A 22,045-nucleotide genomic window follows, 5' to 3' on the forward strand; every position below is an offset into this window, starting at 1 on the left:
TACCAAAAACAAAGCCATGAACACCAGCGACCTGCAGTTGGACTGGCTCACCTGCTTTGTCGCAGCGGTCGATGCGGGCTCGATCTCGGGTGCTGCGCCGGAGGTCCATCGCTCGCAATCGGCGGTGAGCATCCAGATCAAGAAGCTGGAAGGCGCCGTGGGCCGAAGCCTCTTCGTCCGGGGCCCGCGCCGCCTGCAACTCACGGCCGACGGCCAAGTGCTGCTGGGCTACGCGCGACGCATCCTCGACCTGCATGCCGAGGCGCAAGCGGCGCTCCAGGGCGACGTTCTCACGGGCCGCGTGCGCCTGGGTGTCCCCGACGACTACGCGGCGAAATACCTGACACCCGTGCTCAAGCGATTCGCACCCCGTCACGGAGGCGTGCAGATCGAGTTGGATTGCGAGCAATCGACCTCGCTCATTCCACGCATCGCGCGTGGCGACCTCGACCTGGCGCTGATCTCGCGCGACCATCCGCAGCGCGGCACCTTGTTGTTCCACGAGCCGGTGGTCTGGGTCGGGTCCACTCAGTTCGAACTCTGGCGCAATGACCCGCTGCCTGTTGCCGTCTACGAGGACACAAGCCTGGCCCGGACCGGCGCGCTCACCGCGTTGGCCCAGCAGGGGCGTCGCTACCGCGTGGTCTACAACAGTTCCAGCCTCGCCGGCCAGATCGCCGCGGTCGAAAGCGGATTGGCGGTCGCCGTGCTCACCCAGTGCAGCGCGCCGGGCCACCTGCAGGTGCTTGGAAGCGAACACGGGCTGGGGCCGCTGCAACCGATGGAAGTGGCCGTCTACCGCAGCCGTGCTTCGCGCACGTCCAAGGCGGTGGACAGCCTGCAGCGCCTCCTGGTGCAGACCTTGAGGCAGTAGGCGCGCGGCGGACAGCTTGGCTGCGTGACGACTTCGCGCTGCGCGCCGTTCACGTTCAAGCTTCTGGCTCACCGGCCTACGTTCCGGCGCGCGACCGGCACGCATGCTCTCTTGCGTTTGAACCAAAGAGGCAACCCGTGGCTCCAGACCGGCAACCTGTATTTGCAACTGCGGCACAACCGGCAGCGACAGTGCATGCAGACGACGATTCCTGGTTGAAGAAGCTCGGCCCCGGCCTCGTCACAGGCGCAGCCGACGATGACCCCAGCGGCATCGCCACCTATTCCCAGGCCGGCGCGAAGTTCGGGCTCGGGCTCCTGTGGACCATCGTCTTCACCTACCCGCTGATGGTGTCGATCCAGTTGATCGCGGCGAGGATCGGCCAGGTCACCGGGCACGGCCTTGCCACCAACATCCGCCGACACTATCCGGCCTGGCTGCTCTACAGCCTGGTCCTGCTCCTGGTGATTGCCAACGCGATCAACATTGCCGCGGACATTGCGGCGATGGCCGATGCGGCGCGGCTGCTCGTCGGCGGCATGCGGCATGCGTACGTGGTGTTCTTCGGCGTGCTGTCGATCGTGCTGCAAGTCTTCATCCCGTACTCGCGCTACGTCAAGATCCTGAAGTGGCTCACGCTGGCCTTGCTGGCCTATGTCGCCACCGTCTTCGTCATCAAGATTCCCTGGGGCCAGGTGCTGGTCCATGCCTTCGTTCCCAGCCTGAACCTGAACGCCGACGCCATCACCATGATCGTCGCCATCTTCGGTACGACGATCAGTCCCTACCTGTTCTTCTGGCAGGCATCGCAGGAGGTCGAAGACCAGAAGGCCGACGCCAGCGCACGCAAGCTCAAGGGCGCGCCCATGGCCTATGCGCGCAAGGTGTTGAACCGCATCAAGTCCGATACCTTCATCGGCATGGGCTTCTCCAACCTGGTTGCGTTCTTCATCATCCTGACGACAGCCATAACGCTCAACGCGCATGGCGTGACCCAGATCGAGACCTCGGCGCAGGCGGCCGACGCGCTGCGGCCCATTGCCGGTGAATTCGCCTTCCTGCTGTTCAGCCTGGGCATCATCGGAACCGGGCTGCTGGCGGTACCGGTGCTCGCGGGTTCGGCAGCCTACGCGATGGCCGGCACCTTCCGCTGGAAGAACAGCCTCGAAATGCGGCCGATGGCCGCCAAGCGCTTCTACGGAATCATCGCGATCTCTACGCTGGTCGGGGTCGCCATCAACTTCATGCCGATCGACCCGATCAAGGCGCTGTTCTGGAGCGCCGTGATCAACGGCGTGATCTCGGTGCCGATCATGGTCGTCATGATGTTGCTGGCCTCGCGGCGCGATGTCATGGGCAGGCTGACGCCGCCGATGCGGCTCAAGGCCATCGGATGGGTTGCCACGGGTGCGATGGCGATCGCGGTGGTGGCGATGTTCTGGACCATGGTGGCCGCGCCGGGGTGATCTTCACCCTTCCGGCTCCGAGATTGCGGCGGGGCAGGGCAGCCTGTATGGTGCGGGTCCGATCCCGCCTGAAACCCCGACTTGAACTCAGCCCCTGACGCCGACGTCCACGCCACACCGGACGCGGACGCGTCGCCTGCCGTACCGATCGCCATCAGCTTCGGCGAGGCATTGCGCTTCTGGCTCAAGCTCGGCTTCATCAGCTTCGGCGGCCCGGCCGGGCAGATCGCGATCATGCACACCGAGCTGGTCGAGCGACGCCGCTGGATCAGCGAAAAGCGTTTTCTGCATGCGCTGAATTACTGCATGCTGCTGCCGGGCCCTGAAGCCCAGCAACTGGCCACCTATATCGGCTGGCTCATGCATCGCACCCGGGGCGGCATCGTCGCGGGCGCATTGTTCGTCTTGCCGTCGCTGTTCATCCTGGTCGCGCTTTCGTGGATCTACATGCGTTTCGGCAGCGTGCCTGTGGTTGCAGGGATCTTCTACGGCATCAAGCCCGCGGTGACGGCACTGGTGCTGCATGCGGCGCACCGGATCGGCACCCGCGCGCTGAAGAACGGGTGGATGTGGGGCATTGCGGCGCTGGCCTTCGTGGCCATCTTTGTCTTCGGGGCGCCGTTCCCGGCGATCGTCGGTGCCGCCGCGCTGATCGGCTGGCTCGGCGCGCGCTGGGCGCCCAGGGTGTTCGCGCCCGGCGGCGGACATGGTGGCGCGCCATCGACCTATGGCCCGGCGCTGATCGACGACGACACGCCGACGCCGGTGCACGCGCGCTTCTCCCGCAAGCGCCTCGCGCGATTGCTGGTTGTCGGGATCGGCGCCTGGGCGCTGGCGATGGGCGCGCTGGTTTCGACCCATGGCCTGGACGGCGCGCTGACGCAGATGGGCTGGTTTTTCAGCAAGGCTGCGCTGCTGACCTTCGGCGGTGCCTATGCGGTGCTGCCGTATGTGTTCCAGGGCGCGGTCGAGCAGCATCACTGGCTCACCGCGCCGCAGATGATCGACGGCCTCGCGCTCGGCGAGACCACGCCCGGGCCGCTGATCATGGTGGTGGCCTTCGTGGGCTTTGTCGGTGGTTGGGCGAACCAGGTGCTGGGGCCGTCGTCGCTGTTCCTCGGTGGAGCGCTCGCGGCCACAGTCGTCACCTTCGTCACATTCCTGCCGTCCTTCATCTTCATCCTCGCGGGCGGCCCGCTGGTCGAGGCGACGCATGGCCGGCTGGGCTTCACCGCGCCGCTGTCGGCGGTGACCGCGGCGGTGGTCGGTGTGATCCTCAACCTGGCCTTGTTCTTCGCGTACCACGTGCTGTGGCCGGAGGGCTTCGGCGGTCGCTTCGACGGGCTGTCTGCCGTGATTGCCGTGGCGGCGATCGTTGCGTTGTTTCGCTTCAGGCTCGGCGTGATGCCGCTGCTCGGTGCTTGTGCGGCGGTGGGTCTGGCCGCGACGTACCTGCGCTGATCGCAAGTCGCCTTCACTGAATCCGCGCGGCAGGTGGCTCGATCCGCTGTGCGCCTGAAATGGCGACGAAGTACAGGCCCGTGAAATTCGGGAACGACCGGTACGCATGACCGGGCAGGTTCATCGATCGATCGGCCACCTTCGTCCATCAGGGTGTAGCCCATCGCCTCGATGTCCTGGATGAAGTTGTCGCGGTTGTAGACCTGCACCGGCGCGAAGGCGCCGCCGCCGATGTTCTGCGCGGTGACGAAGTCCTCGCCGTTGTAGAGCGGCACCTTGTTGAGCAGCAAGTGCGTCGGCCGCGCAGTGCCCGACTTCAGCAACCGGTCCGGCCGTCCTTCGTCGAGGTACTGGATCACGCCGGCGGCCAGCCATACGTCGTCGCGGCTGGCGGCGAGCGCCGGCTGGAGTTGCGTCGAGAACGTGAGGGGCCTTGCGCCCTTGCGGGCGGCCATGCTCTCGCCGATGGCGGCGATGGACGGCACTTCCACCACGTGCCAGGCCAGGTCGTCGGGCATCGCGATGTGGCGGCGATAGGCGTAGTAGTGCACCCCCACCGAGCCACCGATATCGAGGATGCGCGTCGAGCCGTTGCGCATCGCGCGCTCGAGCCACCACATCACGGGGTAGTCGTAGGCATAGACCTTCTTCATGCGGACGCGTATGTATTCGACGGCGAGCACGTCCAGGTCGAACTCCGGGCTCGGCGGCAGCCACTCGCGCGCGGCGGCGAAGGATTCGAACACGCCGAAATGACTGCCCATCCCCACGGGCGAAAGGAAGCGCTCGCGGCTCTGGCGCATGAGCGTGGGCCGGAAGAGCGAGTCTCCCAGTGCATTGCGGACGATCTGGAGGGGGCTGAGGGTGGTGAGTGTCACAGTGGCTACCTTGGCGGCCAGTGTTAGCCATGCCACCTTCGGCAACAAGCGTCATTCGTCCTAAGACTTTCGCACCGAAATGTCTACCTCAAAACTGACTATGCCGTTGAGTTTCTGCTGCGAATCGCGAAAATTCTCCCTGCGCCATTCCATTGTTCATATTGGAGAACTCGCGGCATGCACCTTGCCCAACTGGTTAGCGACTATGGCTACACGGCGGTCTTCATCGGCAGCCTCCTCGAAGGCGAGACAGTGTTGCTGCTGGCCGGCATGGCTGCGCATGAGGGCTACCTCTCGTGGCCGGTGGTGGTGGCCATTGCCTTCTGCGGCGGCACGCTGGGCGACCAGGTGCTATTTCATGTCGGCCGGCGACACGGCGGCGCGGTGCTGCGCCAATTCCCGGCGATGTCGGCGCGTGCCGAGCCGGTGGCGCGCTTGATCCGGCGACATCAGAACTGGCTGATCGTGGGTGTTCGATTCATGTATGGCTTGCGCCTGGTGGGACCGTTCGCGATCGGCATGAGCGAGGTGTCCGCCAAGCGTTTCGCGCTGCTCAACGCGCTCGGCGCCGCGATCTGGGCGCCGCTGGTCACTGGGGTCGGGTACCTGTTCGGGCACGCGCTCAAATGGTTGATCACCGATCTGGGACGCTATGAGGCGCTGGCCTTGCTGTCGGTCGCGGCGGTCGTGGCGGCAGTCCTTGTCGTGCGCTGGCTGCGGTCGCGACGCGGGTAGGGCCTGTCATTGCGACATCCGCTGCCCCCTGCCATACACCAGCAGCATCGCGATGATCACCACGCCGTAGGTCACCTGCCGTCCCATCTCCGGTATCTGCATCACCGACAGGATCGATTGCAGCAGCGTGATGAGCATCACCCCGACGACCGTGCCGAGGTACGACCCGCGCCCACCCAGGATGTTGGTGCCGCCCAGCACCACCGCCGCGATGGCGGGCAGCAGGTAGGCGTCGCCCATCGCCTGGTAGGCCTTGGTCGAATAGCCGGTGAGCAGCACGCCCGCCGCCGCCGAGCAGGCGCCGGCAATCGTGAAGCACAGCAGCGTGACCAGGCGCGTGTTGATGCCGGACAGGTACGCGGCCCGCTCGCGATTGCCCACCGCGTAGATCGCGCGGCCCAGCGTGGTGCGGTGGAGCATGAACATGGTCGCGGCGCCGACCACCAGCCACACCAGCAGCGCGTTGGGAATGCCGAGCAGCGAGCGTCCGGTGGCGATCAGGTGCATGGCCGGCGTGGACCGGTCCTGCGGCGCGAAGCCGCCGGTCTGCACCACGATCAGCCCCTGCGCCACCGCATTGATGCCGAGCGTGAAGATCATCGAGGGCACGCGCAGGTAGGCCACGCCGATGCCGTTGATCGCGCCCAGCACGCAGCCGCAGGCGATGCCGAACGGGATGGCGATGAGTTCGCCCGTCTGTCCCCACCAGCCCGCCGCGGCCGCCGACATCACGCCGCCCACCGTCACGATCCACGGCACCGACAGATCGATGCCGCCGAGCAGGATCACCACCATCGCGCCCGTCGCGACGATGCCGAGGAAGGACGCGATCTGCAACTGCAGCAGCAAGTATTCGGCCGACAGGAAGTTCTTCGAATAGAGGCTGCCGATCAGCAGCAGCCCCACCGTGCAGGCCGCGGCCGCAAGCACCGGCAGCTGGCCGGAGCGCTTCAGGCGGATCGCAAGCTCGCTCACTTGAACAGGTCCAGCCGGTTGCTCACCTTGAGCAACTGCAGCGCGCCCAGGCTCACGGCTGTGAGCAGGATCACGCCCTGGAACAGCGGCTGCCACAAAGGCTCCAGGTCGAACACGAAGAGCAGGTCGCCGATCGTGCGCAGCACCAGCGCACCGAACACCGACCCTATCGCCGTGCCCGCGCCGCCCGCCAGCGAGGTGCCGCCGATCACCACCGCCGCGATCGAGTTCAGCGTGTACACGCCGCCGATGGCCGACGAAGCCTCGCCCGAGTAGGTCACGAAGGTCAGCAGCAGCCCGCCGATGGCCGCGAGCAAGCCGGCCAGCGTGTACGTCACGAGCTTGGTGCGCCCGATGTTCACGCCCGACATGTAGGCCGCGCCTTCCGCCGAGCCGATGGCCAGTGCCGCGCGCCCGACCGCCGAGCGCCGGAACGGCACCCAGACCAGCAGCACCACGGCCAGCAGCACCACGAGCATGGCCGGCACGCCGCCGGGCAGGGCGCCCGTCAAGGGGTCCGCCAGGCCGGCATAAACGTCGCCGCCCGGCACGGGCCGCAGGCCCAGCGCGATGCCGAAGTAGATCGTGCCGGTCGCCAGCGTCGTGATGATCGGCTGCAGCCGCCCGTAGACGATGATCGCGCCGTTGATCCAGCCGCACAGCGCACCCACGCCGAGCACCACCACCACGCCCATCGCAGCCTGCAAGGGCGTTCCCACCACCAGGTGCGAGGCCACGCAGTTGGCCAGCACGAACACCATGCCCACCGACAGGTCGATGCCCGAGGTCAGCACCGGCAGCGTCTGCGCCATCGCGACGACCGCCAGCAGCACGCCCTTGTTGGCCGCGGTCGTGAGCACCGGCACGGTCCAGCCGGTCTGGTGCTTGGTGATGTAAAGCGCGAAGATCACGATGAACATCGCCAGCGCGGCATAGGCGCCGAAGTGCTCGCGGAGGTGGAAGCGCCAGTCCGATTGCCGCGTCGTCGATGCCGCCATCAGTGCAAGGCCTCCGTCGTGAGGTTGAGCGCGCTGGACACCAGCGCGTGCTCCGTCAACTCGGCGCCGGCCAGCCAGCGCACGATGCGGCCATCGAAGAACACCGCGACGCGGTCGCAGCAGCCGATCAGCTCCGCGTAGTCGGTGGAGTAGAGCAGTACCGCCGCGCCTTCGTCCGCGAGGCGGCGCAGCAGCACGTACATCTCCTGCTTGGTGCCCACGTCGATGCCGCGCGTCGGGTCGCTCAGCAGGATGATGCGCGGCGTGGTCATCAGCCACTTGGCGATCACCACCTTCTGCTGGTTGCCGCCCGACAGCGTGCCGACCGCATCGCCCAGCTCCGGCGCCTTGATCGAGAGCTTGCGCACCATCTCGCTGGTCGCGCGCTCTTCCTCCGATGCGATGACAACGCCCGCGCGGCTCAGGCGCTCCAGCGCCGCGAAGCTCAGGTTGTCGCGCACCGACATCGGCAGCATCAGCCCATCGGTCTTGCGGTCCTCCGGCACCAGCGCGATGCCGACGTCCTTGCGCTTGGCCATGCGCGGGCTTTTCACGTCGACCAGTTCGCCGTCGAGGCGCACCTCGCCATCCACGCCGCGCAGCACGCCGAACAGGGCGAGAAAGAACTCGCGCTGGCCCTGCCCATCCAGCCCGCCGAGGCCGACGATCTCGCCGGGCCGCGCGCTCAGCGCAATGTCATGCAGCCGCCCGTTCCATGACAGGCCGCGCACGTCGAGCGAGGGTGCGGCCGTCTCCACGGCCGGCCGCGGCGGGGGCTTGGGCGGAAATGCATGCTCGATGTCGCGGCCGATCATCATCTCCACCGTCTGCGCATCGGTCTGGGTGCCGGCCGCGAAAGTCGCCACATGCTTCCCGTTGCGGAACACCGAGCAGTCATCGGCCAGGTCCGCGATCTCCTTCATGCGATGCGAGATGTAGACGATCGCCAGGCCTTCGTTGCGCAACCGCTTGAGCAACGTGTAGACGCGCTCAACGTCGGCGGCGGTCAATGCCGATGTGGCCTCGTCGAGGATCAATATGCGCGGCTCGCGGGCGAGGGCTTTCGCAATCTCCACCATCTGCCGCCGCGACAACGACAAGCTCCCCACCGGCGCCAGCGGGTGAATGCCTTCCGCGCCCGCGCGCGCCAGTGCCGCCTCGGCAATGCGCCGCTGCGCCTTGCGGTCGATCAGCCCGAACTTGCGCGGCGGATTGGTGATGCAGATGTTGTCCGCAACGCTCAGGTCCGGCATCAGCGACAACTCCTGGAAGATGCACGCGATGCCCGCCGACACGGCCTCCTGCGGATGTGCGAAGCGGCGCTCCGTCCCCTGCAGCACGATGCGCCCCTCGTCGGGCTGCACCACGCCGGCCATCATCTTGATGAGCGTCGACTTGCCCGCGCCGTTCTCGCCCAGCAGCGCATGGATGCGCCCGGGCGCGCAGGCGAACTGCGCGCGTTCAAGTGCGCGCACGCCGCCATAGCGCTTCGAGACGTCGACCAGTTGGAGGATCGGATCCAATCTGTTTTGCCGTCAATTATTCTTCTCGTCCTTCGACATGATGTCGGTGGCCTTCAGGTTCACGCCGCACGGCGGGAAGTCGTTGGTGGTGAAGAAGTTGTCAGTCAGGTCGGGGAAGTAGTTCTCGCCGGCCTTGAAGTTCGGGTGCGTTGCCGTCGGGATCGGCACGGAGATCAACTGCGGCATCACCTTGCCCTGCAGCGCGGCCACGGCCGCCTTCATCGAGATCGCCACCAGCCCCGGCGACTGCCCGAGCGAGGTGCACACCAGCCCGTCCTTGGCCCGTTCGGCACACAGCTTGCGGAAGCCGTTCTCCGCTTCGCCGGCCACCGGGATCATCTTGTGCTTGGCGTCGATCAGCGCGCGCACCGAGCCCGTCGAGCCGCCCTGCGTGAACATGCCGTCGAAGTTCTTGTGCACGGCGACCGCATCGGCCACCGCCTTCTGCGCCGTGCCGTCGTCCCAGTTGCCGACCACCTCGACGACTTCGAACTTGTTGCCCGGTGCCTCGACCACCTTGCGGAAGCCCAGGTGCCGGTCGCGGTCCACCGAGTTGCCGGGCACGCCGCGCACCTCGAGCAGCTTGCCGCTCTTGCTGGGGATGTTCTTCACCAGCCATTCGCCGGATTGCGTGCCCATCGCGGTCTGGTCTTCGTTGACCATCATCACCTCGGTGCTGTCGAGCACGTTGTCGAAGGGCACCACCACCACGCCGGCCGCGTTGGCACGCTTGATGACCGGCGCGAACGCCGTCGGATTCACCGCGATGGTGACGATCGCGTCATAGCCAGAGTTGATGAAGTTGTCGATGGCCGCGATCTGCGCCGCCACGTCGGTGCCGGTCGAGACGATCTTGAACTCCTTGAGGTTCTCCTTCATTTCCGGCGTGGCCGCATAGGCCTTGGCCATCTTGATCATCTGGATGCGCCAGGTGTTGCCCACGAACCCGTTGGCCAGCGCGACGCGATACGGCCCCTTCTTGGCCGGCCACTGGAAGTACTTGGTGCTGGCATCCCAGGGCTTGAAGCAGCCGGGGTTCTCGCCCGGCCCGTTGACCACGGCCGGCCCCGCGGCATTCACTGCGGCAGACGCCACGAGCGCTGCGACGGCAGCGGCAACACGAACGCGATGGCTCATTTCCTTGTCTCCTCGGTGGGATGCGGCGCGACGCAAGGGCTGCGCACGCCGAGGGGCCTGACCACGCTGCCGGGACTCTGCCCCTCGCTCGGGCCCCGTCAGTCAGTTAACAAAGTTGCAGGATCATCATACAAATCGGGTTTGGTGTGGGTTGCGGGTATACCCTGCGTGCCTTCGCTTGCGCGTGGGCCGCGAGAGCCCACACATCGACTCAAGAGGCCTCGCCCGATGCGCGCCGCGGCGCGCAGGTGTACCCTGTTCCAGGGAGCGCAATACCTCACGTGGAGCGCGAAATGCCGAGCCGTTTCTGCCTGTTCGCCAACCCTGTTTTCAGCCCGCACCGGAGTCCGCCATGACGATGTGCCGCCGCTGGCTGTGCGTACTGGCGCTGCTGCTGGCCGTTGCCTTGCAGCCAACTGCCGGCGGCGCTGTGCAGGCCGCCGTGCCGCCCGTGTTCCTCGTTCGCATCCAGGGTGGCATCGGCCCGGCGACGGCGGCCGAGGTCAAGCGTTCGCTGCAGCGCGCCGCGCAAGAGCATGCGCAGCTTGTCGTGCTGGAGATGGACACGCCCGGCGGCCTCGACAACGCCATGCGCGACATCGTGCAGGACATCCTCGCCTCGCCGGTTCCCGTGGCCGGCTATGTGGCGCCCTCGGGTGCGCGAGCGGCCAGCGCCGGCACCTACCTGCTCTATGCCTGCCATGTCGCCGCGATGGCGCCGGCCACCAACCTGGGTGCGGCGACGCCGGTGGAGATCGGCATGCCCGGCACGGGCGGGGGCAGGGCGCCGGCAGCCCCGCCGACGGGCGCCGCCTCCGCACCTGCCGAGCACGACGACACCATGGCCGCGAAGCGCGTCAACGACGCGAGCGCCTATCTGCGCAGCTTGGCGCAATTGCGCGGTCGCAACGCCGCCTGGGCCGAGCAGGCGGTGCGTGAGTCTGTGAGCCTGGCGGCCAACGAAGCGCTCGCGCGGAAGGTCATCGACCTGGTTGCCACGGACACCGCCGACCTGCTGCGCCAACTGGACGGTCGAGAGTTGACGCCCGGCAACCCCGGCGCAGTGGCGGTGAAGCTGGCCACGGCGGGCGCCACCGTCGTCAGGATCGAAGCGGACTGGCGTGCGCGGCTGCTCGGGGTGATCAGCGATCCGGGGCTGGCGCTGATCCTCATGATGATCGGCGTCTACGGGCTGCTGTTCGAGTTCATGAACCCGGGCTTCATCGCGCCCGGTGTGATCGGCGGCGTCGCGCTGCTGCTGGCGTTGTGGGCGCTGCAGATGATGCCCATCAACTACGCGGGCGTCGGCTTGATCCTTCTTGGCCTGGCCTTCTTCGCTGCGGAGGCTTTCGTGCCGAGCTACGGCGCGCTCGGGCTTGGCGGCGTGACGGCATTCGCATTCGGCGCGCTGCTGCTGATCGACAGCGACGTGCCCGGCTTCGGCATTCCGCTCTCGCTGATCGCGGTGTTGACGCTGATCTCGGCCGCCTTCGTGATCGGCGTGGCGCGCATGGCCGTCAAGGCGCGTGCGCGACCGGCGCGCGCTGGCCTGCAGCGCATGGTCGGCGCGACGGCCGAGGTGCTCGAATTCGGCGGCGGCGAGGGCTGGGCGCTGGTGGACGGCGAACGCTGGCGCATCACCGCGACGCAGCCCTTGCAACCGGGCCAGCAGGTGCGTGTCTCGCGCGCCGAAGGCCTCACGCTGCATGTCGGGCCTGTGCTTGGCAGTTCATCCACGGAAGCGAGCCCCGCATGATTTCACTCTTCGTATTGCCAGCCGTGCTGGTCTTGCTGGCCCTCGTCGCGGCCAGTTCGCTGCGTATCCTGCGCGAATACCAGCGCGGGGTGGTGTTCCAGCTGGGGCGCTTCTGGCGCGTCAAGGGGCCGGGGTTGGTGCTCCTCATTCCCGGCGTGCAGCAGATGGTGCGCATCGACCTGCGCATCGTCGTGCTCGACGTGCCGTCGCAGGACGTGATCTCGCGCGACAACGTCACGCTCAAGGTCAACGCGGTGCTCTACTTCCGCGTGGTCGACCCGGAAAAGGCGGTGATCCAGGTGGAGAATTTCCTGGCCGCCACCAGTCAACTGGCGCAGACCACGCTGCGTGCCGTGCTCGGCAAGCACACGCTCGACGAGATGCTGTCGGAGCGCGAGCGCCTGAACCTCGACCTGCAGAAGATCCTCGACAGCCAGACCGACGCCTGGGGCATCAAGGTGACCAACGTCGAGATCAAGCACGTCGACCTCAACGACACGATGATCCGTGCCATCGCCCGCCAGGCGGAGGCGGAACGCGAGCGGCGCGCCAAGGTGATCCATGCGGAGGGCGAGTTGCAGGCCTCCGAAAAGCTCGCGCAGGCCGCGGAAATCCTGGCGAAGCAGCCGCAAGCCATCCAGCTTCGGTACCTCGAGACGCTGACCGTGATCGCCGCCGACAAGAACTCGACCATCGTGTTCCCGTTGCCGATGGACATCGTTGCCCCGCTGATCGAGGCCCTGAAGCGGAAGTAGGCGCCTTCAGCCCGAACGTCAGCCGTATCGGGTCAGGAACCAGCCGCGCCGGTTGGTGATGCGCTCCGCCGGTGGGGCCTTGACGTGCTCGATCAATTCCCGCGCTGCCTGGCCGAGCAAGGCCAGGTAGGCAACGTCGGCGTTGTGCGAATACGTGAGCGCCGTGGCGAGCTGTTCGAACTCGGCCTCCGAAGGTCCGTCGCCATAGCCGCTCAACTCCGCCGCGAAGGCGCGCGCCAGGCGCTCCTGGGCATAGGCATAGGTCACATACCGCGCCGCGCGTTCCGCGAAGGCGACATCGAGCTGGAGTTTCAGGAGCGGATTCATATCGGGCCTTTCGACGGGGCCACGCTGAACCCCATGGCATCAGCCTCCGATTTTTGAAGCCCCCGGTATGTACGCCGAGGCTCCAAGGCTTCTACGGCGAAGCCCGTTTCGCGCTGTAGGCACCCGCGAAGTGTGACTTTAGTTGTATCTCTCCTACAACGAAAGTGTATCTCAGAGAAACAATAATGTTACTTAATGGTTACGATTGTGACCCATGCTTACTTTATCACTCCTCCGTGCATCCGCCCCAGCCGGCACCGCCGACGCTGGATGTTCATCCAACACCCCTTCGCGCATGAGCCGCGTCCGTCGCGCCATTGCGCCGTGGGCAGCCAGTGCGCTGGTCCTGTCGCTCGCCGCTTGCGGCGGTGGTGGCGGAGGAGGCGGTGGCTTCCCGTTGAGCTTCGGCACCCCGTCGAGCACGTCGAAGCCGACCGACACGACCACCCCCCCGACCGACACGACGACGCCCCCGACCGACACGACCACCCCCACGACGCACAAGGTCACCGGTTCCGTCACCGGCCTGGCCGGCAGCGGCCTGGTGCTCCAGAACGGTTCCGACGAACTCGCCGTGTCTGAAAACGGCAGCATCACCGTCGCCCTGGCCCTGCCTGAAGGCCTCAGCTACAACGTGACCGTCAAGTCGCAGCCCGCCAACCCGGCGCAACTCTGCACGGTCAATGGCGGCAGCGGCACCGTCGGCAAGGACGACGTCGTCGACGTCGCCGTCGTCTGCTCCACCTCCAGCTTCAATGTCAGCGGTTCCGTGACGGGCCTGGAAGGCAGCGGCCTGGTGCTCCAGAACAATGCGGGCGATAACATCCCGGTCGCAGCAAGTGGCCTGGTCGACTTCGGCGAGATCGCCAGCGGCGCAAACTACGCGGTCACCGTCAAGACGCAGCCGTCCAACCCGCTCCAGACCTGTTCGGTCAACAACGGCACCGGCACGGTCAGCGACGTGGCGATCAGCGACGTCGCCGTGATCTGCTCGACCAACAGCTACAGCGTCAGCGGCACCGTGGCGGGCCTGCAAGGCACCGGCCTGGTACTGAAGAACAACGGCGGCGATGCCATCACCGTCAATGCCAACGGCGCGTTCACGTTCCCCGCAAAGGTCGCAAGCAACGCGACCTACACCGTATCTGCGGTGGCGCCGGCGACGGGCACGAGCCAGGCCTGCACGGTCACCAACGCCACCGGCACCATCGTCGACAGCGCTGTCAGCAATGTCGTCGTGAACTGCGCGGCCAACAGCTTCAAGGTCAAGGGCACCGTGTCCGGCCTGGACGGCGTGGGCCTCAAGCTGCTCAACAACGGTGTTGACGAACTGACGATCGCGGCCAACGGCACGTTCAGCTTCGCCACCTCGGTGGCCAGCGGCACGGGTTACGCAGTGACGGTCAAGACGCAGCCGACGCTGGTCACGCAGAACTGCGTCGTCACGAATGGTGCGGCCAACATCGGCAGCGCCGATGTGACGGACGTCAACGTGGCTTGCACGAGCCAGAAGGCGCGCTATGCCTACCTGACGACCGGTGCGAACAAGGTCGTGCCCTACGCCATCGGCGTCACCGGGCAACTGACTCTCGTCGCAGGCTCAGCCAACACCGACAACGGTCCGCTCTCGATCGCTGTGGACGCGACCGGTACGCACGGCTATGTCTCCACGTTCAGCGGCATCGACCAGTACAACGTCGCCAACACCGGCGCCGTCTCTGCGATGTCTCCAGGCAAGGTGAACGGCAACAACGTGGCGACCGTGCTGGCGCTCGATTCCAGGGGCCGCTACGTCTTTGCGCTGAACACGTTCGACGGTTTCCCGAACGGCACGCTGAACGCGTTCCCGGTCGGCAGCAGCACCGGCGCGCTCGGTACGGTTGTCAAGGTGTCTACGGGCCTGGCCCCGCTGGCACTGGCCGCTGAGCCGTCGGGTCGTTTCGTGTACGTGGGCAACTTCGGCTCGTTCGAAGGCAAGCAGCCGGACATCGGCTCGCGCATCACGGCATACAAGGCCGACACGCTGACCTCGATCGCTTCGGTGGCTGGGGGTGATTTCGTGACGGCGCTGACCGCCGATCCGACCGGAACCTTCGTCTTCGCACTCATCGGCGATATCGACTTCAACTCGGTCACCAGCGTGAGCAGCCTCGCCAACATCGCATCCAGCTCGATCCAGGCCTTCAAGATCCAGGCCAACGGTTCGCTGAAGTCCGTGTCCACGGTGGGCATCGGCGGCAAGATGGCGACCTCGCTGGTGGCGCATCCGGCAGGCAAGTTCGCCTACGTTGCGATGACCAACGGCGCTGTGCGTCGCTACTCGGTCGACACCGGCACCGGCGCCTTGGCCGCACTGGGCGACACGACGGCGCTGAGCGGCCCGGTGCTGCGCGTCAGCATCGATCCGTCGGGCAAGTTCCTGTTTGCCGCAACGGCAACGGGTGTCACGACCTACTCGGTCGGTGCCAATGGCGCGCTGACCTCCGTGTCCACGTTGGCCACCTCGGCAGTCACCTCGATGGCCCTGGGCCTCTGAAGCAAAAACGGCTGCCTTGCGGGGCAGCCGGTGGATTGCACTTGACGGTGCGGGCGAGCCTTCGGGCTTTCCCGCACCGTTTGCGTTGGGGCCGACGCAGGGCAGAGAAGGGATGCCGCGGCCCGCTTCGATAGCCTCGTCCGTGCGTCGGACGAAGCCGGAATTCAGATCAATTGGGCAGCGCGGTGTTCTTCGCGCGTTTGCCGTTCAGCGCATAGAGCGCCGGCTGCTCGATGACGACATCGCCGAGCGAGCCCGGCGGGGCGGCGACCATCTGGGTCTGCTGGATCTCGCGTTCGAGCCGCTTGGCCCGTTCGGCATACATCTTGGCCAGGGCGCTGTGATGCTCCGCCGCGGCCTGGTGTTCCAGGCGCGCCATGTGTGCTTCCTCCAGCAGCACGACGGCTCGTCGTATGTGCTGCTTGGGCCCGGAAAACAGGTTGAACATTGCGATCTCCTTGCAAGGTAGACGAACAACTTCGCACGATCACATTCTTCGAGTGCACGGGCCTGCGGGTCAAGCCCCGTTACGTGGGTTTCGTGTGACTTGCGTCAATCCGAACGGCGTAGGTGAGGTCGCGCGGAGGGTGGACGGCCCGTTCTCACCACAACGGTGCGCGGCTTGCGAAAAGCCGCCACCGGCGTAGCATTCCGGCCGGTGAACAAGCGCCGGTTCCTCCTGATCACCCTGGGCGGTGGCCTGCTGGCGGCCATGCGTGCGGTGTCGGCCCTGCCAGGCGGGGTGCTGACGCGCGCTCACAGGGTGATCGAATGAGGACGGCGCTGGCCCACGTGACCGCCCCGCATTGGCGGCTGTTCCCCAAGTACGCGACGCTGATCATTGCCGTGGTGGCCGGCGTGCTGTTGGTGAGCGGCGCCATCAGCATCTATTTCTCGTACCGGGAAACGCGCACGCAACTGGTCGCGTTGCAGTTCGAGAAGGCCCAGGGCGCGGCCACCCGCATCGAGCAGTACATGCTCGACATCGAGCACCAGTTGAGCTGGACGGCGCTGCCGCGCGTCGAATCCGGCGGCGACCCGCTGGAGCAGCGCCGCATCGAATACCTCAAGCTGCTGCGCCAGACGCCCGCCATCACCGAAGTGGTCTGGATGGACCCTGCCGGACTGGAGCAACTGCGCGTGTCGCGCCTGGGCATGGACTCGATCGCCACCGGCGCCGACATGTCGCGCGACCCGCGCTTCACCGAGGCCGCGGCCGGCAAGACCTACTACGGCCCGGTGTACTTCCTGAAGGGCACCGAGCCCTACATGACGATCGCGCGCGCCGCCGGCAGCGGGGGCGGCGTGACGGCGGCGGAAGTGAACCTGAAGTTCGTCTGGGACGTGGTCTCGCGCATCAAGATCGGCCGAGCCGGGCTGGCCTACGTGGTCGATGCGGGCGGCACGCTGATTGCGCATCCGGACATCAGCCTGGTGCTGAAGAAGAGCGATCTCAGCCCCTTGCCGCAAGTGGCCGCGCGCGATGCGCCGGAGGGCCAGGCGCAGCCCGTGGCGCGCGACCTGTCGGGTGCCGAGGTGTTCGCGGCGCATGCGCGCATTCCTGCATTGGGCTGGACCGTGTTCGTCGAGTCGCCGCGCGCCGAGGCCTATGCGCCGCTGTACGCGACCATCCTGCGCACCGGGCTGTTGCTGCTGGCCGGCCTGCTGGTGGCGACAGCCTTGAGCTTCTTTCTCGCCCGCGCGCTCGTGCGCCCGATCCAGGCGCTGCAGGAAGGCGCCGCACGGCTCGGCGCCGGCGAGCTGGAGCACCGCATCGACGTCCACACCGGCGACGAACTCGAGACCCTTGCCGCGCAGTTCAACCAGATGGGCGCCGACCTGCGCGCCTCCTACGCCGGCCTGGAGCGCAAGGTCGACGAACGCACCAGCGAACTCACCGTGTCGCTCGCCTACCAGACCGCGACCAGCGAGATCCTGCGCGTGATCAGCGAATCACCCACTGATGCGCAGCCGGTCTTCGATGCGGTGCTGCGCAGTTGCGAGCGGCTGTTCGGTGCGGTGCACATGGGCATCTCGATGGCCGGCGAGGACGGGCTGGTGCACCTCGCGGCGCAGCACGGCTCGGCCAACCGCGAGGCCTTCGCAAGCACCTTCCCGGTGCCGCTCACGGCCGAGTCCGGCTCGGGCCAGGCCATCCTGCAGCGCCGCGTCGTGCAATACCCCGATGTAGCCGGGCCGGATGTACCGCTGTTCGTGCGGCGCAGCAGCGAGGCGGTGGGCACGCGCGCCGTGGTGCTCGCGCCCTTGCTCTGGGAGGGACGCGCCATCGGCGTGATCTTCATCGGCCGGCCGGAGCCGGGGCCGTTCTCCGAGAAGGACGTGGCGCTGCTGAAGACCTTCGCCGACCAGTCCGTCATTGCGATCCAGAATGCGCGCCTGTTCAACGACACCCGCGAGGCGCTGGAGCAGCAGCGCGCATCGGCGGAGGTGCTCAGCGTCATAGGCCGTTCGGTGGCCGATGCGCAGCCCGTGTTCGACAGCATCCTGCTGAGCTGCGAGCGGCTGTTCGACAACTCGCATGTGGTGATCGACCAGCTCGGCAGCGACAACGCCTGGCACCTGGCCGCCTATGCCGGCCCGCATCCCGAAGAGCTGGCGGCGATGTATCCGGCGCCAGCCGAAGCGGCGACGCGCAGGCAGTCCGAGTTGATGGTGCGCAAGGTCACGCACTTCCCGGACGTGGCCACCGCGACCAACATGTCCGAGACGCTGCGGCGCGGCTGCGAACTGGTCGGCTGCAAGTCGCTCGCGATCGTGCCGATGCTGTCGGAGGAAGGGCGCCTGGGCACCATCCTGGTCGGGCGCCACACCCGCGAGCCGTTCAGCGCCAAGGAGACGGCGATGCTGCTGACCTTTGCCGACCAGGCGGTGATCGCCATCCGCAATGCGCGGCTGATCCAGGAGATCCGCAGCACCAGCCGCGAGCTGGCGCAGGCCAACCAGCACAAGTCGGAGTTCCTGGCCAACATGTCGCACGAGTTGCGCACGCCGCTCAACGCGATCATCGGCTTCTCCGAGGTGCTGTCGGAAAAGATGTTCGGCGATGTCAACGACAAGCAACTGGAATACCTCAATGACATCAACACCTCGGGGCACCACCTGCTGTCCCTCATCAACGACATCCTGGACCTGTCGAAGATCGAGGCCGGGCGCATGGAACTCGACCTGTCGTCCTTCGACCTGGGCATGCTGCTCGACAACAGCACGACGCTGGTGCGCGAGCGCGCCCTGCGGCAGGGCCTGACGCTGACGCTGGACGTCGACGAAGGCCTCGGCGAATGGGTGGCCGACCAGCGCAAGCTCAAGCAGGTGCTGGTCAACCTGCTGTCGAACGCGGTCAAGTTCACGCCGGCCGGTGGCAGCGTGACCCTGCGCGCGCGCAGGCTCGACCATGCGGTGGAAATCGCCGTGGTCGATACCGGGGTGGGCATTGCGGCGGATCAGCAGGCGCTGGTGTTCGAGGAGTTCCGGCAGGCCACCGGCGAATACCTGCGCAAGGCCGAAGGCACCGGCCTCGGCCTCGCGCTGGCCAAGCGCTTCGTCGAGCTGCACGGCGGCACGATGCGCCTCGAAAGCGCGCCGGGCCAGGGATCGACCTTTGCGTTCGATTTGCCTGAACGCGAACTGGAGGCTGTTTGATGCCCACCATATTGATCGTCGAAGACAACGACAAGAACATGAAGCTGGTGCGCGACATCCTTCAGTTCGAAGGCCATGCCACGCTGGAGGCGACCACCGCCGCCGAGGGCGTGGCCCTGGCGACCGGCAGGCTGCCCGACCTGATCCTCATGGACATCCAGCTGCCGGACTTCGACGGCGCCGAGGCCCTGCGGCGCATCCGCACCAACTCCGCGCTCGACGCAATCCCGATCCTCGCGGTATCCGCATCCGTCATGCCGGACGAGCAGCAGAAGGTCATCAACTCGGGTTTCGATGCCTTCATCACCAAGCCGATCGACCTGAAGCTGTTCCGCGCGACGGTGAAGCGTTTCCTGGCCCAGGGGAGGCAAGGGCCATGAGCGTTTCCAAGGTGCTCGTCGTCGATGACGTTCCGGTCAACGTCAAGCTGCTCGCCGACATCCTGGCGGTCAAGGGCTACGCGGTGGTCACCGCGTCGTCGGGTCCGCAGGCGCTGGCGCTGCTGCCCGCCGAGAAGCCAGACCTCGTGCTGCTCGACGTGATGATGCCCGGCATGAGCGGCTACGAGGTTTGCGCCGCGATCCGTGCGGACCCGGCGCACGCGATGCTGCCCGTGGTGCTGGTGACCGCGCTGGACCCCGGCAAGGAACGCATCAAGGGCCTCGAAGCGGGCGCCGACGACTTCCTGACCAAGCCCGTGAGCCAGGCCGAACTGCTGGCGCGCGTGCGCTCGCTGCTGCGCATCAAGCACCTGTACGACCAGGTGCAGCGACAGAGCGCCGAACTGGCCGAGTGGAATCGCCAGTTGGAAGAGCGCGTTGCCAAGGGCGTGCGCGAACTGGAAAACCTGGGGCGGCTGAAACGCTTCTTCTCCCCGCAACTGGCCGAACTGATCGTGGCCGGGGGCGCCGACGACCCACTGAAAAGCCATCGACGCGAGATCACCGTCGTGTTCCTCGACCTGCGCGGCTTCACCGCTTTCACCGAGACCGCCGAGCCGGAGGAGGTGATGGGCGTGCTGGCCGAATACCACGCCGCCATGGGCCGGCTGATCCTGCAGTACGAAGGCACGCTGGAGCGCTTTTCGGGGGACGGGATCATGGTCTTCTTCAATGACCCGGTGCCGATCGCGGACCCCAGCCTGCGCGCCGTCGAAATGGCGCTGGCCATGCAGCAGGAGGTTGCCGTCCTCAGCGCCGCATGGAAGAAGCACGGCTACGACCTGACGATGGGCGTTGGCGTGGCGCAGGGCTTTGCCACCATCGGTGGCATCGGCTTCCCGGGCCGCATCGACTACGGCGCGATCGGCACCGTGACCAACCTCGCGGCACGTCTCTGCGGCGAGGCGGCGGGCGGCGAGATCCTGATGTCGCGGCGCGTGGTGGGCGCGCTCGACGGTCGTCTGAACGCGGAGGCGGCGGGTGAGCTGATGCTGAAGGGATTCCAGCGGCCCGTGCCGACATTTCGGTTGGTATTTGGCTGACAAGGGACGGGCGGGTGGTGTTGATACTCGACGTAACCAGTTACCACCTAAGTTGTATTGTGCTCACGTTGGTGTTACATACAATTTCTTACATCCGATCCACGACTGGCCTGATTTTCAGACACCCAATGAACCTGTCGCCCTCCCTGCTCAAAGGTGCCTTGCTCGATGCCCAACAGTGCAACGGCATGGCGCCCACCACCAGCCAGATGCTGATCAGTGAAGGCTGGGCCGAATGGGTCGACTATGAATTCGGCACGCCAATCGACGAGAACGACCCGCGTTCCTTGATGCGCCTGACCGCGGCGGGACATATCGAGTTGGAGGCACTCGAAGGTACGCTGGTCGATCAGCCTATCGCCACGCTGCCGGTCACCGTGCAGCAGCCGAGCGCAAGAAAGCCGCAGCCGAGCGGGGTGTCCTTCCGCTTTTCGATCGGGCTCCGAGCGCGGGCGGCAATTTAGTACGTCGCCAGGACATCGCGTCATATCTCTTTCAGGAATGCAGTCGACTGAAAATTAATCGCTTTTAGAAGATCTTCGGGGCTCGCAGAATCGCGTTCACCACCACCTCGAAGGCTTCCAGAATGCAATCCCGTCTCTCCCTGGCGCTCGGCCTGGCCGCAGCCCTCCTGTGCTCGCCCGTACTCGCGCAAAGCGACACGCTCGCCAAGATCAAGGCCAGCGGCAGCATCCAGATCGGCGGACGCGACAGCCAGGTCCCCTTCTCGTACAAGCCCGCCGGCGGCGGCGATCCGGTCGGCTTCACCAACGACATCTGCCTGAAGATCGTCGAGGCGGTGAAGGCCAGGCTGGGCATGCCCAACCTGGAAGTGCACTACACGGTCCTGACCTCGACGAACCGCATTCCGTTGCTGACCAACGGCACCGTCGACCTCGACTGCGCCACCACCACGAACACCGTGCAGCGCCAGCAGCAGGTCGCATTCGCGCCGAGCCATTTCGTCACCCACATCACCGCTGCGGTGAAGAAGAACTCCGGCATCAACACCCTGGCCGATTTGAACGGCAAGACCGTGTCGACCGTGTCCGGCAGCACGGGCATCCAGCTCCTGCGCCAGTACCGCAAGGCAGGCAACGTCGAGGTGCAGGAACTGGCGGCCAAGGACACGGCGGACGGCTTCCTGCTGCTGGCGTCGGACCGCAGCGTGGCCTACATCCTCGACGACGTGCAACTGGCCGGCCTCATCGCAACGTCGACGAAGCCGGGCGACTTCAAGATCCTGACGGGCGAGTCGCTGCGCCAGGAGCCCTACGGGATCATGTACCGCAAGGACGATCCGGCGTTCAAGGAAATGGTCGACAAGACGGTGACGGACCTCATGAAGTCGGGCGCCATCGAGCAGCTCTACGCCAGGTGGTTCACCAGGCCGATTCCGCCGACCAACGCCAACCTCAATTTCCCGATGACGGATGCCGTCAAGGAGATCTACAGGAACCCGAACAACAAGGGTGTGTGAG

20 protein-coding genes are annotated in these 22,045 nt (G+C 66.4%); 14 read left to right on the forward strand and 6 right to left on the reverse strand.

Annotated features, from left to right (window positions below; translation table 11 throughout):
- The first annotated feature begins 16 nt into the window (after positions 1-16).
- The 5 genes from HB681_RS19425 to HB681_RS19445 all read left to right on the forward strand — a co-directional run bounded on the left by HB681_RS19425 (position 17) and on the right by HB681_RS19445 (position 5,414).
- A complete protein-coding gene (locus HB681_RS19425) occupies positions 17-874 on the forward strand; it encodes a LysR substrate-binding domain-containing protein (RefSeq protein ID WP_213956515.1) in 858 nt (285 codons plus the stop codon).
- Between the two features lie 215 nt (positions 875-1,089).
- Positions 1,090-2,340: a divalent metal cation transporter gene (locus HB681_RS19430; RefSeq protein WP_218628260.1), complete on the forward strand. Its 1,251-nt coding sequence runs from the start codon at positions 1,090-1,092 to the stop codon at positions 2,338-2,340.
- Positions 2,341-2,487: 147 nt separating this feature from the next.
- Positions 2,488-3,801, forward strand: a complete 1,314-nt coding sequence (gene chrA, locus HB681_RS19435; RefSeq protein ID WP_345944704.1) for a chromate efflux transporter — start codon at positions 2,488-2,490, stop codon at positions 3,799-3,801.
- Positions 3,802-4,077: 276 nt separating this feature from the next.
- Entirely contained in the window at positions 4,078-4,338 is a 261-nt protein-coding gene (locus HB681_RS19440; RefSeq protein ID WP_213956643.1) for a hypothetical protein, read from the forward strand.
- 518 nt (positions 4,339-4,856) lie between these two features.
- Positions 4,857-5,414, forward strand: coding sequence for a DedA family protein (locus tag HB681_RS19445; protein WP_213956518.1), 558 nt, complete (start codon positions 4,857-4,859; stop codon positions 5,412-5,414).
- Positions 5,415-5,420: 6 nt separating this feature from the next.
- On the opposite strand, the gene HB681_RS19450 is transcribed toward HB681_RS19445, so the two are convergent.
- Genes HB681_RS19450 through HB681_RS19465 form a run of 4 tightly spaced genes read right to left on the reverse strand, consistent with a single transcriptional unit; the run spans position 5,421 to position 10,047 of the window.
- Complete coding sequence (locus HB681_RS19450; protein WP_213956519.1) at positions 5,421-6,389, reverse strand: ABC transporter permease; 969 nt, start codon at positions 6,387-6,389, stop codon at positions 5,421-5,423.
- A complete protein-coding gene (locus HB681_RS19455) occupies positions 6,386-7,387 on the reverse strand; it encodes an ABC transporter permease (RefSeq protein WP_213956520.1) in 1,002 nt (333 codons plus the stop codon). Before HB681_RS19455 ends, HB681_RS19450 begins: the two co-directional genes overlap by 4 nt.
- Positions 7,387-8,910 (reverse strand): sugar ABC transporter ATP-binding protein, encoded by a 1,524-nt coding sequence (locus HB681_RS19460; protein WP_213956521.1) that lies wholly within the window; start codon positions 8,908-8,910, stop codon positions 7,387-7,389. The genes HB681_RS19455 and HB681_RS19460 overlap by 1 nt, the downstream gene beginning before the upstream one ends.
- A 12-nt stretch (positions 8,911-8,922) precedes the next feature.
- The gene (locus HB681_RS19465) at positions 8,923-10,047 is read right to left on the reverse strand and encodes a sugar ABC transporter substrate-binding protein (RefSeq protein ID WP_213956522.1); all 1,125 of its coding nucleotides are present in this window, start codon (positions 10,045-10,047) and stop codon (positions 8,923-8,925) included.
- Positions 10,048-10,399: 352 nt separating this feature from the next.
- Between HB681_RS19465 and HB681_RS19470 the strand changes: the two genes are divergently transcribed.
- Together HB681_RS19470 and HB681_RS19475 are read left to right on the forward strand one after the other, a co-directional pair.
- Positions 10,400-11,803 (forward strand): nodulation protein NfeD, encoded by a 1,404-nt coding sequence (locus tag HB681_RS19470; RefSeq protein ID WP_213956523.1) that lies wholly within the window; start codon positions 10,400-10,402, stop codon positions 11,801-11,803.
- Positions 11,800-12,558, forward strand: a complete 759-nt coding sequence (locus tag HB681_RS19475) for a slipin family protein (protein WP_213956524.1) — start codon at positions 11,800-11,802, stop codon at positions 12,556-12,558. The genes HB681_RS19470 and HB681_RS19475 overlap by 4 nt, the downstream gene beginning before the upstream one ends.
- Before the next feature lie 18 nt (positions 12,559-12,576).
- Here HB681_RS19475 and HB681_RS19480 read toward each other — a convergent pair whose 3' ends face one another.
- On the reverse strand, positions 12,577-12,885 hold the full coding sequence (locus HB681_RS19480; protein WP_213956525.1) for a hypothetical protein: 309 nt from the start codon (positions 12,883-12,885) through the stop codon (positions 12,577-12,579).
- A 295-nt stretch (positions 12,886-13,180) separates the two neighbouring features.
- On the opposite strand from HB681_RS19480, the gene HB681_RS19485 reads away from it, so the two are divergent.
- A complete protein-coding gene (locus HB681_RS19485) occupies positions 13,181-15,421 on the forward strand; it encodes a beta-propeller fold lactonase family protein (protein ID WP_213956526.1) in 2,241 nt (746 codons plus the stop codon).
- A gap of 169 nt (positions 15,422-15,590) precedes the next feature.
- Here HB681_RS19485 and HB681_RS19490 read toward each other — a convergent pair whose 3' ends face one another.
- Complete coding sequence (locus HB681_RS19490) at positions 15,591-15,869, reverse strand: hypothetical protein (protein WP_213956527.1); 279 nt, start codon at positions 15,867-15,869, stop codon at positions 15,591-15,593.
- A 174-nt stretch (positions 15,870-16,043) separates the two neighbouring features.
- Between HB681_RS19490 and HB681_RS19495 the strand changes: the two genes are divergently transcribed.
- The 6 genes from HB681_RS19495 (at position 16,044) to HB681_RS19520 (ending at position 22,044) form a co-directional block, all read left to right on the forward strand.
- Positions 16,044-16,196: a hypothetical protein gene (locus tag HB681_RS19495; protein WP_213956528.1), complete on the forward strand. Its 153-nt coding sequence runs from the start codon at positions 16,044-16,046 to the stop codon at positions 16,194-16,196.
- Complete coding sequence (locus HB681_RS19500) at positions 16,193-19,081, forward strand: ATP-binding protein (protein ID WP_213956529.1); 2,889 nt, start codon at positions 16,193-16,195, stop codon at positions 19,079-19,081. Before HB681_RS19495 ends, HB681_RS19500 begins: the two co-directional genes overlap by 4 nt.
- Positions 19,081-19,461 (forward strand): response regulator, encoded by a 381-nt coding sequence (locus HB681_RS19505; RefSeq protein ID WP_213956530.1) that lies wholly within the window; start codon positions 19,081-19,083, stop codon positions 19,459-19,461. Before HB681_RS19500 ends, HB681_RS19505 begins: the two co-directional genes overlap by 1 nt.
- The gene (locus HB681_RS19510; RefSeq protein WP_213956531.1) at positions 19,458-20,564 is read left to right on the forward strand and encodes an adenylate/guanylate cyclase domain-containing response regulator; all 1,107 of its coding nucleotides are present in this window, start codon (positions 19,458-19,460) and stop codon (positions 20,562-20,564) included. The genes HB681_RS19505 and HB681_RS19510 overlap by 4 nt, the downstream gene beginning before the upstream one ends.
- 128 nt (positions 20,565-20,692) lie before the next feature.
- Positions 20,693-21,028, forward strand: a complete 336-nt coding sequence (locus HB681_RS19515; protein WP_213956532.1) for a hypothetical protein — start codon at positions 20,693-20,695, stop codon at positions 21,026-21,028.
- A gap of 122 nt (positions 21,029-21,150) precedes the next feature.
- A complete protein-coding gene (locus HB681_RS19520) occupies positions 21,151-22,044 on the forward strand; it encodes a transporter substrate-binding domain-containing protein (RefSeq protein ID WP_213956533.1) in 894 nt (297 codons plus the stop codon).
- The last annotated feature ends 1 nt before the right edge of the window (position 22,045 follow it).

Source organism: Variovorax sp. dw_954, assembly GCF_018449755.1.
GTDB lineage: Bacteria > Pseudomonadota > Gammaproteobacteria > Burkholderiales > Burkholderiaceae_C > Variovorax.